A 14597-nucleotide genomic window follows, 5' to 3' on the forward strand; every position below is an offset into this window, starting at 1 on the left:
GAGAACACCATGCCACACTCATCTTTCCGAACCCGCGAATGGCTGTATGCCGCACCGTTACTGTTGGCGATGTCGCCGTTGCCGGCCGAGGAACGCGCCGGTTTATTGAACGGCTTGTCGTTAATCAACGATTTGCCCTGGATGAAAGCCGCCGGTTTGCGCGTCCACAGTTGGGCCGATGCCGGCATCGTTTACAACGCCAACGACCCCGGCGACGGCTACAACGGCACCGTGGTGTTTGCCGACCGGGCCAACGAGTTCAATCTGCACCAACTGGGCGGCGAATTAATCCGCGACGTCAACACCGGCGGCGACCATTGGGATGTCGGCGGCAAGCTGACCTTGATGTACGGCAGCGATGCCCGCTTCAACACCATCAATCCTTACGGCGGCGGCCATTGGGATAACCGCTTGATCGGTTCCGACGAACGTTTTTACAAACTGGCGATTCCGAACGCTTACCTGGATATTTTTACGCCGATAGGCAAGGGCCTGACCACGCGCATCGGCCGGTTTTACACGATCATGGGTTACGAAACCGGTTTGTCGCCGGACAATTTCTTCTACACCCATCCTTATACCTTTCAATACGGCGAGCCGTTTACCCATTTCGGTATGACTACTACCTATCCGGTCCATCAAAATCTGAGCGTGACACTGGGTGCGGTCACCGGCGGCCACACCAAACTCAACGGCGTGCTGGACGGCAACGGCGCCTGGGACGGGTTCGATAAAAACATGGAAAACTGGAACTTCCTGGGCGGTGCGACCTGGACCAGCGACGATGCGGCGACCTCGTTTACCGCGACGATGATCACCGGCGACGTCAACAGCGACAACAATTTGCGCGAATTCCAGAGCCAGACCGGTATCAATAAGCGCGACAACCGCACGTTTTACAGTCTGGTTCTCCAACATAACTTTACCGAGCGCTGGCATTACGTGATGCAACACGACCACGGCATCGAGCAACAACACCCGCTGAATAATTTCGCCGACGCCGAATGGTACGGTATCCATTCGCAATTGAAATACGATGTGTCCGATACGGTGGGCGTGGGCCTGCGCGGCGAATGGTTTAGGGATGACGACGGTGTTCGGGTGGGTCAAATGTGCCCCAGTTGTGCGGTGCTGGCGACTGGGCCGGCCAATTATTATGCGGCGACGCTAGGCGTGAACTGGAAACCGGCGAAATGGTTGATGTTGCGCCCGGAAGCGCGTTACGACTGGTCAGAAGGCGTCGATGCTTACGACGAACGGAACAAGGACAGCCAGTTTATTTTGGGTGCCGATGTGGTGGTTACTTTTTAGGGGCTGTTGCCGTTTTTCAAACAACAGCTAAGCAAACGATGCTACGACGGTTGTTTACGGAAGAATGTTGGAAGCAATTCAAAGCCAACCAGTGATTAACCCGGCCCTTGAGGGCATTATCGAAGGGCACACCACTCTGGGTTTCTGCGAACTCAGCCCTAACGGTGTAAGCTTGGTAAATAGGGTCGGGTTAATAATTTGCCAGCCTGGGCTTGTCGGCTGTTTTTTTAGGTCTCAAACGGCAATAAACGATAGCCCCCAGCGCGCCCAGGGCATGACCGTAGTAATCGATCTTAAATTGCATTTGCCCGTTTGCCTTCGATTCCATGCTGTGTCCGACGGACAGCCACACCAAAAATACGCTACAGATCAGTACCGCATATAGCCATTCTTTGCTGCTCAGACCCTCCTGGTCGGTGAAGTAAGCGGCAGCCAGACCGAATACGCCGCCGGAAATACCGCAGATCGCTATCGGCTCCGAGTAGAACAGGATTGAGGGGATAGAGGACAGGCTGGCTACCAGCAACACCATTAAAAATCGGCCAGAGCCGACTTGTCGTTCGTAAGCCGCAGCGATGCCCAAGCCGGCTACATTGGTCAGGACATGTGGAAAGTTAATGTGGATAAATAAATGCGTAATGGCTTGCAGCGGCCATAAAATCGCCGCTGCCGAAATATTGTTTAATGCCAATAAACGATAAAGCTGTTCATCAACCTCATTAAAACCAAAGTCGCTGGTCACTAGAAAAATACTAAAAAGCAACAAACCGGAAAACAACGACGCTTTAATTTGCTTAAAGTTTTCCAAGAAAGTCAGCGGGGCGTCTTTCAGGCTGCTCGGTGACGGTCTGTAAAACAACAGCAGCGCGGTGTAACTTGCCGTTACAAAAAGAAACAATATCATTTGATGGCGGCAATATTGCGTTCGATATGTTTTTGAGTGGCTTCGTCAAGCTTGGCTACTTTTTCCAAGCCTTTCAGTTGCGCTTTTATGTAGATATTTCGGCCGTTTTTAAATGTAAATTTCATCGGTCTTTGCAGCATGCCCTTGCCGATTTTCACGGTGGCAATTTCATTGAAGGCAAAAAAGTCGTCGCTGGCAAATTTTCCCAATAAGTTTAAACGATGAAAATGGATACCTTTTTGAGTAACGGCAATGAAGTACTGCTTCATGCTGAATACAGCCAGCGGGCCGATTATAAAAAACAGCCACAGCTTGAAAGGTTGCTGGGCGATGAAAAATCCGACTAGAGAATCGCCCGACATTAAATTTTTCAGAATATGCGCCTTCGCCGCTTCTTTGTTCATGAAGGTTCCTTGTGGTCAATGACATAAATATTTGCGTGCATTCGGCTGATGCCCGCCGCGGCGGGCTCTTAAAAAGCTTAACGGCTAAACCGAACTGCCGATAAATGTAGTTCAAGCAAGAAGGGTGTCAACGGATGGGCGGGTGTTTGGCGCAGGACGCGCCCCGCTTCGCCAGTTCAGCCCGAAGCGAGTACCCGTGTTAAATAAGGCCGGGTTGATAATTAATCCACCAGCGGCAAAATCAAATAGTCGGTCCATTTGCGGTCGCCATCAGCTTCATCTTCAGTGGGAACCAAGGTTTCATTCCAGCCGCCGCCCAGCGCTTTGACCAATAACACGGAGGCCGACAAACGCTGCCCGAGCAATTGCACTGCGGTTTGTTGATTGGACAGCGCCGCGGTTTGCGCCGTTATCACGTTGATGTAGCTAACTGTGCCGGCTTGATATTGATTGTTGGTCAAGGCTAAGGCCTGTTTCGCAGCGGCGACGGCTTTGTCTTGCACTTGGGTTTCTTCATCCAGGATACGCAGCGCGGCCAGGTTATCTTCCACCTCTTGAAAGCCGGTCAGTACGGTTTGCCGATAGGCGGCGACACTGGCGTCGTAGGCGTCTATCGCCTGTTTATACTGGGCATTCTTGGCACCGCCATCGAACAAGGTCAAAGCCAATCCGGCCGGTCCCAAGGACCAATAGCGGCGGGCCATCGTGAACAAGGTGTCTGCGGTAGGCGACTGAAAACCGTTGGTCGAAGCCAGATTCAGCGTCGGAAAATACGCCGCTTTGGCGACGCCGATCTGCGCATTAGCGGCGGCAATTTTACGTTCGGCGGCGGCGATGTCCGGGCGGCGCTCCAGCAATTCCGACGGCAGGCTGACTGGAATGCCCGGCGGTTGCGCGGTTAAAGGTGCCGGCGCCAGCGACAACTCGGCAGGGGTTTTGCCGATCAGCACCGCGATGGCATGTTCCAGCTTGGCGCGCTGCACGCCCAAGTCGATGGACTGAGCGCGCACGGTTTCCAATTGCGTTTCCGCTTGCACGACATCGGCCTTGGCCACCACGCCCACGGCATAGCGGTTTTTGGTGATTTCCAGGGTTTTCGCAAACGCCGTTACCGTTTCGTCAAGTAAGGCTTTCTGGGTGTCCAGGGTTTTCATTTGAAAGTAACTGTCCGCCAACGCCGATTGGCTGGACAGAATCAAGGCATGCAAGGTTGCGGCGCTGGCCTGGGCATTGCTGGTATTGGTTTCCACCTGGCGGCGTACGCTGCCCCATAAATCCGGTTCCCAGGCCACGCCGACTGCCTGACCAAACAGGTTGCGCACCCCGCCCACCGCGACGTTCTGGCCGGTGGCGGCGCGGAAGCGGTTGAAGGTGCCGGTCAATGTCGCCACCGGCAGCAAGGACGATTGCACCGATTGCACCAGATGCTGGGCTTGCCGGTATTGCGCTTCGGCCTGGATGATGGACTGGTTGGCGCCGGCAACCTGTTCTTCCAGTTCGTTCAGTTTGGGATCGTTAAAAATCTCCCACCATTTGCCGGGCAAACCGGTATCGCGCGGTTGGGCCTGTTTCCAGCCTTTCACTTCTTTAAACTCTTCGGATACATTGGCTTGCGGACGGACATAATCCGGGCCTACCGTGCAGGCAGCCAACGGCAAAGTCAGTAAGGAAGCAAGCAAAGGTGGGTTTATTCTTAAACGCATGACAATCGGTTTAGATGGAATGTGGCGCCGGGCTGGCGGCGCGGTTGGAAAAACGGCCGTGCAGCCACAGCCGGAACCGGTCGAGGTACAAATAAACGACCGGCGTCGTATACAAAGTCAAAAGCTGGCTGAAAATCAGGCCGCCGACGATGGAAATTCCCAGCGGTTGGCGCAGTTCCGCGCCGTAACCGCTCCCCAAAGCCAGCGGCAGGGCGCCGAACAGCGCGGCCAGCGTGGTCATCAGGATGGGCCGGAAGCGCAGCATGCAAGCCTGAAAGATCGATTCGCGCGAATCCAGGCCGCGCTCGCGCTCAGCCAGCAGCGCAAAGTCTATCATCATGATCGCATTTTTCTTGACGATGCCGATCAGCAAAATCACGCCGATCAGCGCGATGATGCTGAACTCCTTGTCGCAAGCCATCAAGGCCAGCAAGGCGCCGACGCCGGCCGAGGGCAGGGTGGATAGTATCGTCAACGGATGTATAAGGCTTTCGTATAACACGCCCAGCACGATGTAAATGCTGATCAACGCGGCCAAAACCAGCCAGGGCTGGCTGCGCAAGGCTTCCTGAAACGCCTTGCCCGAGCCTTGAAAGCTGCCGGTAATGGCAGCCGGCAGGCCAATGTCGCGCAACGCTTGATTTATTGCAGCATCGGCCGTGGACATCGAAATGCCCGGTTTTAAATTAAACGACAATTCGGTCACGGCAAACTGGCCTTGATGATGCACCGATAGCGGCGCATTGCTCGGCGCGAAGCCAGCCAAGGCGGATAGCGGCACTTGCTTAGGCTGCGCCGGCGTACCGTCGGTGCCGGTTCGGCCGGGTGCGCTGATATAGAGTTGTTTCAGGCTATCCGGCGATTGCCAGTACTGCGGCGCCAGTTCCATCACCACCCGGTATTGATTCAGCGGATTGTAAATCACCGACACCTGGCGCTGCCCAAAGGCACTGTTCAGGCTGTTGTCGATCAAGGCCTGGCTGACGCCATAACGCGCGGCCAGATCGCGGTTGACGGTCAGGCCGATTTGTTCGCCCTTGTCCTGCTGGCTGGTACTGACGTCGCTCAATTCCGGCAGCCGGGCCAGTGCCGCTTGCACCTTGGGCGTCCACTCCCGCAATAGATCCAGATCGTCGGCCTGCAAAGTGTAATCCAACATGCCAAACGACATGCGTCCGCCAATCCGCAGCTCCTGGGCCGGAAACATATGCAAACTGGCGCCGGGCACCCGGCCCGCAGCCTTGCGCAAGCGTTCCATCACCACCTCGACGCCGTCGCGCTGTTCATGCGGAATTAAGGTAACGAAAATCCGCGCGCTGTTGCTGCTTTGCGAACTGCCGGCAAAGCCGGCGACATTGGCGACCGCCGGATCTTTTTGCAAAATCTCGGAGATTTGCGCGAATTGCTTTTGCAGGGTTTGGAACGAGGTGTTTTGATCGGTTTGAATCTCGCCGAGCAAGCGGCCGCCGTCCTGGGTTGGGAAAAAACCTTTGTCGATAGCGCCGTATAAATAAATATTTAAAGCGATGGTCGCCAGCAACAAAGTCAGCATGATACGGCCGTGGCGCAAGGCCCAGCTCAGGCTGATCCGGTAGATGTTCTGTATCCAATCGAAAGCCGCGCCTATGCCGTGATAGACGGCGCCATGTTCCTTGGATTCCTTACCCAGCCAGCGCGCGCAGAGCATGGGGGTGGTAGTTAGCGAGATCACCAGCGAGACCAGCACCGCTGCCGACAAGGTCACTGCAAACTCCCGAAACAGCCTACCCGGCACGCCGCCCATCAACAAAATTGGCAGGAACACCGCTACCAGCGACACGCTCATCGCCAATACGGTGAAGCCCACTTCTTTGGCTGCCAATAGCGCCGCGCGGAATGGCAGCACGCCTTCTTCGATATGCCGGTTGGTGTTTTCCACCACCACAATTGCATCGTCCACTACAAAACCGGTGGCGATGGTCAAGGCCATCAAGGTTAGGTTGTTGATACTAAAACCGCAGAAATACATCACCGCACAAGACCCCAGTAAGGAAGCAGGCACCGCGACGATGGGCACCGCCGCCGAGCGTGGATTACGCAGAAATACCAGCACCACCAGAATCACCAGTAACACGGCGACGAACAAGCCGTGTTCGACTTCTGTAATCGAGGCACGGATGGATAAGGATCTATCCACCACCACCGAGAGTTCGATATTGCTGGGCAGCGCTGCCCGCAAAGCGGGCATTACCGCCAGCACTTGATCGACGGTCTGAATCACATTCGCCAAGGGTTGTTTGCGGATAATCAACAGCACTGAAGGCTTGCCGTTTTTGGCACCGGTATTGCGCAAATCCTCGACGGAATCGACCGCTTCGCCCAGATCGGCAATCGTCACCGGCGCGCCGTTGCGATACGCAACAATCAACGGCAGATATTCCTCGGCTTTACGGGCCTGGTCGTTGGCTTGAATCTGCCAGCGGGTGTTGGCGCTTTCCAGTACGCCCTTGGGCCGGGTGACGTTGGTTTGGGCGATGGTGTTGCGCACGTCTTCCAGGCCAATGCCGTATTTACTCAGCGCGTTGGGGTTCAGTTCCACACGCACCGCCGGTAATGCCGCGCCGCCGATCTGTACCTGGCCGATGCCGGGGATTTGCGAAATTTTTTGCAGCAAAATCGTCGACGCGGAGTCGTACATCTGGCCGCGCGTAAAACTGTCCGAGGTCAGAGCCAGGATCAGAATCGGCGAATCCGACGGGTTGTCGCGCCGGTAGCTGGGCCGATTGGGCATATTGCTGGGCAACATGCTGGCGGCTGCGTTGATCGCGGCCTGTACGTCGCGGCAGGCGCCGTCGATGTCGCGGTTTAAATCGAATTGCAAGGTAATCTGCGTAGAGCCTTGGGAACTGCTGGAGGTCATTTCCGTAACCCCGGCGATCCGGCCGAGCGCGCGTTCCAGCGGCGTGGCGACCGTCGCGGCCATCGTCTCGGCGCTGGCACCGGGTATCTGCGCCTGTACCGATACGGTGGGAAAGTCCACTTGCGGCAGCGAGGAAATGGGTAGATTTAAAAACGCCAGCACGCCGCATAAGGCAATGGCTATGGTCAATAAGGTAGTGGCGACCGGGCGGCGGATGAATAATTCGGACAGGTTCATGGTTGGCTTGGGTCCTCTGCCGCTTGTTCCACTTGATTCAGCCCCAGACCGGCGTTAACCTGCCGCGCCAACCTGTCCATGGCCAGATAAATTACCGGCGTGGTGTACAGCGTCAACAATTGGCTGAGCAGTAAGCCGCCGACCATCGTGATACCCAGCGGATGGCGCAACTCGGAGCCGACGCCGCTACCCAACATCAACGGTAGCGCACCCAATAGCGCAGCCAAGGTGGTCATCAAAATCGGCCGAAAGCGCAACAAACAAGCCTGAAAAATGGCTTGCTCGGGTGGCAGATGTTGCTTCCGTTCCGCTTCCAGCGCAAAGTCTATCATCATGATCGCGTTCTTCTTGACGATGCCGATCAACAAAATGATGCCGATGATGCCGATGATGCCCAGGTCGCCGCCGGAGACTTGTAGCGCCAACAACGCGCCAACGCCGGCCGAGGGCAGGGTGGACAAGATCGTGATCGGATGGATATAGCTTTCGTACAGCACGCCCAGCACGATATACACCGTGACGATGGCAGCCAGGATTAGCCACAGCGTATTGCCTAGAGAAGCCTTAAAGGCTTGCGCGGCGCCCTGGTATTCGCTGCGGATGGCTAGCGGCAATTCGATCTCGCTTTTAGCGGCATCGACGGCGGCGACCGCATCACCCAGCGCATAACCGGGTGCCAGATTGAAGGACACCGTCGTGACCGGGAACTGGTCCAGATGGCTGATCGCCAATGTGGTCGGCCGCTCCGACAGTTCGGCGATGGCCGACAACGGTACTTGGGTGCCGTTGGTGGATGGTATGCGCAATTCGTTCAAGGCTTGCGGACCGGTCTGCTCGGCCGGATCGACTTCCAATACCACCCGATACTGATTGGCCTGGGTGAAGATGGTCGAGACCAGACGTTGGCCGTAAGCGCTGTATAAGGCGTTGTCCACAGCTGCGGTACTGACACCAAGCCGGCTGGCGGTGGCGCGGTCGATCTTCACAAACACTTGGCGACCTTGGTCCTGCACGTCGCTGACCACGTCGGCAAATTCGGGCCGGCCGTGCAAGGCATCTACCAGCTTGCCGGTCCATCGGTTCAAATCATCGATGTCGGCGCCTTCCAGGGTAAATTGGTATTGGGTGCGGCTGACCCGGTTTTCCATCGTTAAATCCTGCACCGGTTGCAGGTATAACACGCTGCCGGGCGATTCGGCCAAACGGGTTTTCAAGCGGGCGATAATTTCGTTAGCCGATGGGCGTTGATCGTGCGGCTTTAAGTTGATCAAAAACCGGCCGCTATTGGGCGTGGCGTTGACGCCATCGACGCCGATAAATGACGACAGACTTTCCACGGCCGGATCTTCAAGTATCAATTTGGCCAGCTTTTGCTGTTGCTCGGCCATGGCCGGAAACGACACGTTTTGCGGCGCTTCGGAAAAGCCTTGAATGATGCCGGTATCCTGGCTGGGGAAAAAGCCTTTCGGTATCCAGATATACATCGCCGCGGTCAATGCCACAGTCACAAAAAACACCAGCAAGGTCGCCGTTTGCCGTTGCATCACCCAACTCAGGCTGCGGCCGTAGGTCTTGATCAAGCGGCCGAACCAGTCGTCGCCGATTTCGTCTTCGCTATGGTTGCCGGCGCCGGGGCGCAGCAGTTTGGCGCACATCATCGGCGTCAGGGTCAATGACACCACCGCCGAAATCAAGATCGCTACCGCCAGCGTAATCGCAAATTCTCGGAATAAACGGCCCACCACATCCGACATGAACAGCAGTGGAATCAATACCGCCACCAGCGAAAAAGTCAGCGAAATAATGGTAAAGCCAATCTGCGCCGAACCTTTCAATGCGGCTTGCAACGGCGCTTCGCCGCGCTCGATATAGCGGGAAATGTTTTCGATGACCACGATGGCATCGTCCACCACAAAGCCGGTGGCGATGGTCAGTGCCATCAGGGTTAAATTGTTGATGCTGAAATCGGCCAGATACATCGCCGCAAAGGTGCCTACTAAAGACAGCGGCACCGCAACGCCGGGAATGATGGTGGCCGGGATATTGCGCAGAAACAGGAAGATCACCATCACTACCAGCGCCACGGCCAGTAATAGTTCGAATTGCACGTCGTGTACCGAGGCGCGAATCGTTACGGTGCGGTCGGTTAATGGCGTGACCTCTATGCCGGGCGGCAGCGAGGCTTGCAGTTTGGGCAGCAGTTCCTGAATGCTATCCACCACCTCGATCACATTGGCGCCGGGCTGGCGCTGGATGTTGACGATAACGGCCGCATTGTCGTTGGCCCAGGCGGCCAGACGCACGTTCTCGGCACCATCGACCACTTCGGCGACGTCCGCCAATTTGACCGGCGCGGCATTTTTGTAAGCCACCACCAACTCGCGGTATTCGGCCGGTGAGCGCAATTGATCGTTGCTGTCTATCGTCGCGGCGCGGCTTGGGCCGTTGATCGAGCCTTTGGGTTGGTTGACGTTGGCGGCGGCAATCGCGCTGCGCAGGTCTTCCAGGCTGATGCCGTAAGCGGCCAGCGCTTTGTGGTTGGCCTGGATGCGTACCGCCGGCCGTTGGCCGCCGCTGATGCTGACCATGCCGACGCCGGGCAATTGGGCAATTTTTTGCGCCAGCCGGGTATCGACCAAATCTTCTACCTTAAATAGGGGCAGAGATTGGGCGCTGACCGCCAGCGTCATGATGGGGGTATCGGCCGGATTCACCTTGCTGTAGATGGGTGCTTGAGGCAAATCGTCGGGTAGAAAGTTGGCGGCGGCGTTGATCGCGGCTTGTACGGTTTGCTCGGCAACGTCCAGGTCCAAGTGCAAGTTAAACTGCAAGGTAATCACCGACGCGCCGCCGGAACTGGTGGAGCTCATTTGCGTCAAGCCCGGCATTTGTCCGAATTGGCGTTCCAGCGGCGCGGTAACGATGGAGGTCATCACTTCCGGGCTGGCGCCAGGGTACAGCGTGGTGACCTGGATGGTCGGATAATCGACCTGCGGCAGCGCCGAGACCGGTAATAGCCGATAAGCCAGTATCCCCACCAACAATAAAGCCACCATCAACAAGGAGGTGGCGACTGGCCGCAGAATGAATAGGCGCGAAGGATTGAAGCCGGCCTTGCCCGGATCGCTGAGACTCATGACTTATCCGCGCCGCCGGCGTCTGCCGGATTCGTCATTGGGTTTGGGTTGCAACTCGGGTTTGGCGGCGACTGCTTGGCCGTCTTTCTCGGCCACATCCACCACCGCGCCGTCCTTGACCCGGTCGATGCCAGTGAGGATGAGTTGTTCTCCCGGTGCCAGATTATGTTCGATAGCCACTTTTTCGCCTTCGCTGGGGCCGGGTTCGACGCGCCGCAGGTGGGCAATATTTTCGGCATCGACCACATACACAAACGCACCCTGGGTATCGTGTTGCAAGGCGCTGCTGGGTATCTGTGTAACGCCGTGCAAGGTATCCAGATGCATGCGCACGTTAACAAATTGATTAGCAAACAGGGTTTGCTCCTGATTGTCGAATTGCGCCTTTAGTTTGATGGTGCCGGTGGTCGGGTCGATCTGATTGTCCAGCGCGGTAAGCTTGCCTTCCGCCAGCTTCAGCTTGCCGCCTCGGTCGTAGGCCTCTATTTTAATAGCCTGACCGTCGCGATAGCGCTTTACTACCTCCGGCAATTTATCTTCCGGCAAGGTGAACACCACGCTGATCGGCTGTAATTGGGTGATTACCACCAAACCGTTGGCGTCGTTGGCGCGAACGATATTGCCTTGGTCGATCTGACGCAGGCCGGCCCGGCCGGAAATTGGCGCGGTCAGCTTGGCATAGCTCAATTGCAACTTGGCGCTATCGACCAAGGCCTGATCCATTTCCACGTTACCTTGATATTGTTTGACCTGTGATGCCTGGGTGACGGTTTGCTGGGCGGCGATGGAATCTTGAGCCAGCAAGGTTTCATAACGGGCATGATCCAGTTCGGCGTTTTTCAACAGCGCCTGGTCGCGCAGCAACTGGCCCTGGGCTTGTTGCAATTGCATCTGGAAGGGCCGCGGATCGATTTCGGCTAGTAAGTCGCCGGCTTTGACCATTTGGCCCTCGCTGAACGCCACTTTTACCAGTTCGCCGTCCACCCGCGGTTTGACGGTGACGGTGCGCAACGCGGTGACTGTGCCGAGCGCATTCAGATAAACCGGAAAATCGCCGCTGCTGGCTGACTGGGTAGCGACGACCGCAGGAGCATCTGGTTGTTCAAAAAAGCGCCGGCCTTTGCCGCCACCGCGCTCGGCTTTAGTATCCGGGGCGGCTTCGCTGTGCTGAAAATAGACGCCGGCGCTGGCCAGGCTCACCACTAATAGTGCGCCGGTCCACAACCAGGGCCGGCGCTTGCTCGACGAGGGTAAATCGGAAATTTGTGGGTTCATGCTTGGATGCGTTTAGGTAAGGTTTGCGAGCGGATGGCACGGATGCCGGCCAGCGAAAAGTCCACCACATGTTCGGCGAAGGCACCGATGTCGCTCATGTCATTGGGGAGGGCGCGCTGCGGCCGGGCTTGTTGCGTTTGTTTCAGGCGCAGCAATTGAAAACATTGGCCCATGATGCTGGCGTGGCAATATTGCAATTGTTGTTCGCTGGCGTCCTGGCCCAGGCATTCGCGCAGCAAACCGAACATTTGTTGGCGCTGCGGATTGATTTCCTTTTCCAGAATGTCGGCCAGCAAGCGGGTCGGCTGCGCCATTTCCTTGTGAATGATGGCAAACGAATAAGATTCGTCGTCGGCCAGGCGGCGGATTAGCGATTTTATGCGCCCGGCCAACCGTTGCTCTACCGGCGCCTGCCGAGGCACGCCTCCGTCGGGCGGATGCTGGCCTAACTCCTGATTGAAAGCATGCCGCCAAGCTTCCAGATAAAGGGTTTGCTTGTCGCCAAAGTGATAATTCACCGAGGCAATATTGGCTTGGGCCTGCTCGCAAATTTCGGCGATGGTCGCGTCCTGATAGCCTTTCTCGGCAAAGATGCGGCCGGCGGCATTCAACAATCGCTCGCGAGTTTTCTCCGACTTGGTTTTTAGGTCAGTCATGCGTAGTACTGGAACGATGAGAGGATAAATGTGAAATTGCTAATTCAAATACGCATTTAACAAAGCACGCTACATGCCAACTTTGGGAAGGTGGCGTTTTAGAGGGTCTAGCCGCGATTGCTGCGCAGGATTGCTTGAAATTCAGCAGCGATTGGCTGCGGGGTGTTGATGGCGGGGCAGAACCCACTTGTTGCTGAGGCGCCCGCCAGCAACGAAAGTTTATTGGGATTTCTAAGTCAGGCCTGTTTGCGCTGAGATTGAGGCGCCGGCATTCAGCCAGCCGGTGCCTCAATTGTTGATCTGCTTATCGCGAAGCTTTGGTGATGCCGATGGTTTTGCGCAGATCGCCTAAGGTCACCACACGCGGACCGTGCAAGGCAGCGATCTGTCCAACATCCAATTTAAGCCGTTGAATATTTTCATACAGATTCAGCGAATAAGGGTTCACGGATGTGGGCGCCGGCGCGTTAGCCGCTTGCGGCGTATAGGCGTCGGCCTCGATCAATATCTTTTCCTTGGGCAAATACACCGCAACAAAGGCGTCGTTGTGGCTATTCTCAGCCAAGGCATGAATTTCAATATTGCGTTTGCCGTCAGAAATCACCTGTTTGCCGGCAAAGCTGAGGAAGTTTGGCGCTTTTTTGGACTTCTCCAGATTGTCGGGGTAAATACTATGCGGTGCAGCCCAGACTTTTTCGTAATAAGCCTGATTGGGCTGATGGGTGACGATAGTGGCGCCGGCATCGACGAAGGTGCGCAAGCCGCCGCTGTGGTCAAAGTGCGCGTGAGTATTGATCACGTATTTGATCGGTTTATTGGGGATGGTTTCCTTGAGTTTTTCGATTAGCGCCAAGGAGCGTTCTTCGTTTTGCGGTGCTTCTACCAGCACGATATGGTTTAGCTGCTCGATAGCCACGCTATGGTGAGTACCGCCGGTCAAATAATACACGCCGTCCGCAAGTTTATTGGCTGCGACGATAATGTTCAGTTTCTTGGCGGCTTCGGCAGGTACCGCGATGTCTACCGGCGGGTTGGCTTTTACTGTGATGACGTTCAAATCCAATACCGGATAGCCGCCTTGCAGACGCACGATATGGCTGGGAAACAAGCCGCCGCCAAATTCCTTGTAGTCGCTGTATTGCGTTTCCAGTAAGGTGTAGCCAAGCACCGGATTGTCAATCCAGGTTTTGACCTTGGTTAATTGGTGGCGGGCATTCAATGTCCCCTGGTAGCGGTATTTGCCGTCCAAAGTAAAGCTGACTTCGGTATCGGTGCCCTTGTCTTCAGTTTTGGCCTGATGGCTCTGCGCTGCTCTTAAAAATCCTTGTGGCGTGGCCCAGATTTCGGCGGCGCGTTCTTCGCTAGCGGTGGGTTGCGTGGTGATGGCGGGGTTAGCGCTGGTGGCGCCGGCCGCAGGCGGGGCAATATTCCAGGCATAAGCGCCGCTGACGTATTGATCAACCTTTTGCTCGGTGGGTTGCGGCCGATTCCGCCCCGGCTCTATCTCTTGCAAACGGCTGATTTGCACGCGGGCGCTGGCGGTTTCGTAATTGATGTCGGCGGTGTAGTTTTTGACGGCAAACGGCGGCCAGGGCAGGTCGGGATTCGGCGCCTGACCGAATTGGTACCAACGGCCGGTGCCGCTAAATTCGATGGATTTGAGGTTCGTGACGCCCGCGGCATCGCTGGCTAATTGGATGCTGTTTTGCTGCAGCGAACTACAGCCGGTGAAAATAAGCGCGGTTAAACCGGCCGTTCGGTATAGCAATTTATACATGTTAACTCCTGTTGGTTTGAAATAGGTGTATGGATCGGTAAGGGTCAAATTAGGCTGTCTGCCGCTAATGCCGGCCGGTTGGACAGTGTCGCTACTGGGATTTTCGGCGCTGATTGATTTCAATTGGAGCTGAGCTCAGCAAGAGCTGTGCCGTTTAACGGTAGGCCGCAAACCCGGCGCAACCAGGGGGATGGCTTATGTTGATAGGAAGGGCGATATGCTGCTCAACTAGCAACGTTTGCTGCTTAGGTGTTTATGCAGAATCAGCTCGGTGTGCCGTGTCGGGCCCGATGA

At 56.1% G+C, this 14597-nt stretch carries 9 protein-coding genes; 1 reads left to right on the forward strand and 8 read right to left on the reverse strand.

Features of this window, described 5'->3' with window-relative positions; all coding sequences use genetic code 11:
• The first annotated feature begins 9 nt into the window (after nucleotides 1–9).
• Nucleotides 10–1311, forward strand: coding sequence for a porin (locus tag JL719_RS10760; protein WP_033156383.1), 1302 nt, complete (start codon nucleotides 10–12; stop codon nucleotides 1309–1311).
• Nucleotides 1312–1501: 190 nt separating this feature from the next.
• On the opposite strand, the gene JL719_RS10765 is transcribed toward JL719_RS10760, so the two are convergent.
• The 8 genes from JL719_RS10765 to JL719_RS10800 all read right to left on the reverse strand — a co-directional run bounded on the left by JL719_RS10765 (nucleotide 1502) and on the right by JL719_RS10800 (nucleotide 14303).
• Nucleotides 1502–2215 carry a rhomboid family intramembrane serine protease gene (locus JL719_RS10765; protein WP_033156382.1) on the reverse strand — a complete coding sequence of 238 codons (714 nt, stop codon included), beginning with the start codon at nucleotides 2213–2215 and terminating at the stop codon, nucleotides 1502–1504.
• On the reverse strand, nucleotides 2212–2619 hold the full coding sequence (locus tag JL719_RS10770; protein WP_033156381.1) for a hypothetical protein: 408 nt from the start codon (nucleotides 2617–2619) through the stop codon (nucleotides 2212–2214). Before JL719_RS10770 ends, JL719_RS10765 begins: the two co-directional genes overlap by 4 nt.
• 221 nt (nucleotides 2620–2840) lie before the next feature.
• Nucleotides 2841–4322 carry an efflux transporter outer membrane subunit gene (locus JL719_RS10775; protein ID WP_033156380.1) on the reverse strand — a complete coding sequence of 494 codons (1482 nt, stop codon included), beginning with the start codon at nucleotides 4320–4322 and terminating at the stop codon, nucleotides 2841–2843.
• Nucleotides 4323–4332: 10 nt separating this feature from the next.
• The gene (locus JL719_RS10780; RefSeq protein ID WP_033156379.1) at nucleotides 4333–7458 is read right to left on the reverse strand and encodes an efflux RND transporter permease subunit; all 3126 of its coding nucleotides are present in this window, start codon (nucleotides 7456–7458) and stop codon (nucleotides 4333–4335) included.
• Nucleotides 7455–10595: an MdtB/MuxB family multidrug efflux RND transporter permease subunit gene (locus JL719_RS10785; RefSeq protein WP_033156378.1), complete on the reverse strand. Its 3141-nt coding sequence runs from the start codon at nucleotides 10593–10595 to the stop codon at nucleotides 7455–7457. The genes JL719_RS10780 and JL719_RS10785 overlap by 4 nt, the downstream gene beginning before the upstream one ends.
• Before the next feature lie 3 nt (nucleotides 10596–10598).
• Complete coding sequence (locus JL719_RS10790; RefSeq protein WP_033156377.1) at nucleotides 10599–11870, reverse strand: MdtA/MuxA family multidrug efflux RND transporter periplasmic adaptor subunit; 1272 nt, start codon at nucleotides 11868–11870, stop codon at nucleotides 10599–10601.
• The gene (locus tag JL719_RS10795; RefSeq protein WP_033156376.1) at nucleotides 11867–12526 is read right to left on the reverse strand and encodes a TetR/AcrR family transcriptional regulator; all 660 of its coding nucleotides are present in this window, start codon (nucleotides 12524–12526) and stop codon (nucleotides 11867–11869) included. Before JL719_RS10795 ends, JL719_RS10790 begins: the two co-directional genes overlap by 4 nt.
• A gap of 304 nt (nucleotides 12527–12830) precedes the next feature.
• On the reverse strand, nucleotides 12831–14303 hold the full coding sequence (locus JL719_RS10800; protein WP_033156476.1) for an MBL fold metallo-hydrolase: 1473 nt from the start codon (nucleotides 14301–14303) through the stop codon (nucleotides 12831–12833).
• Nucleotides 14304–14597 lie beyond the last annotated feature (294 nt).

Source organism: Methylomonas sp. LW13 (assembly GCF_016865255.1).
Classification (GTDB): Bacteria; Pseudomonadota; Gammaproteobacteria; order Methylococcales; family Methylomonadaceae; genus Methylomonas.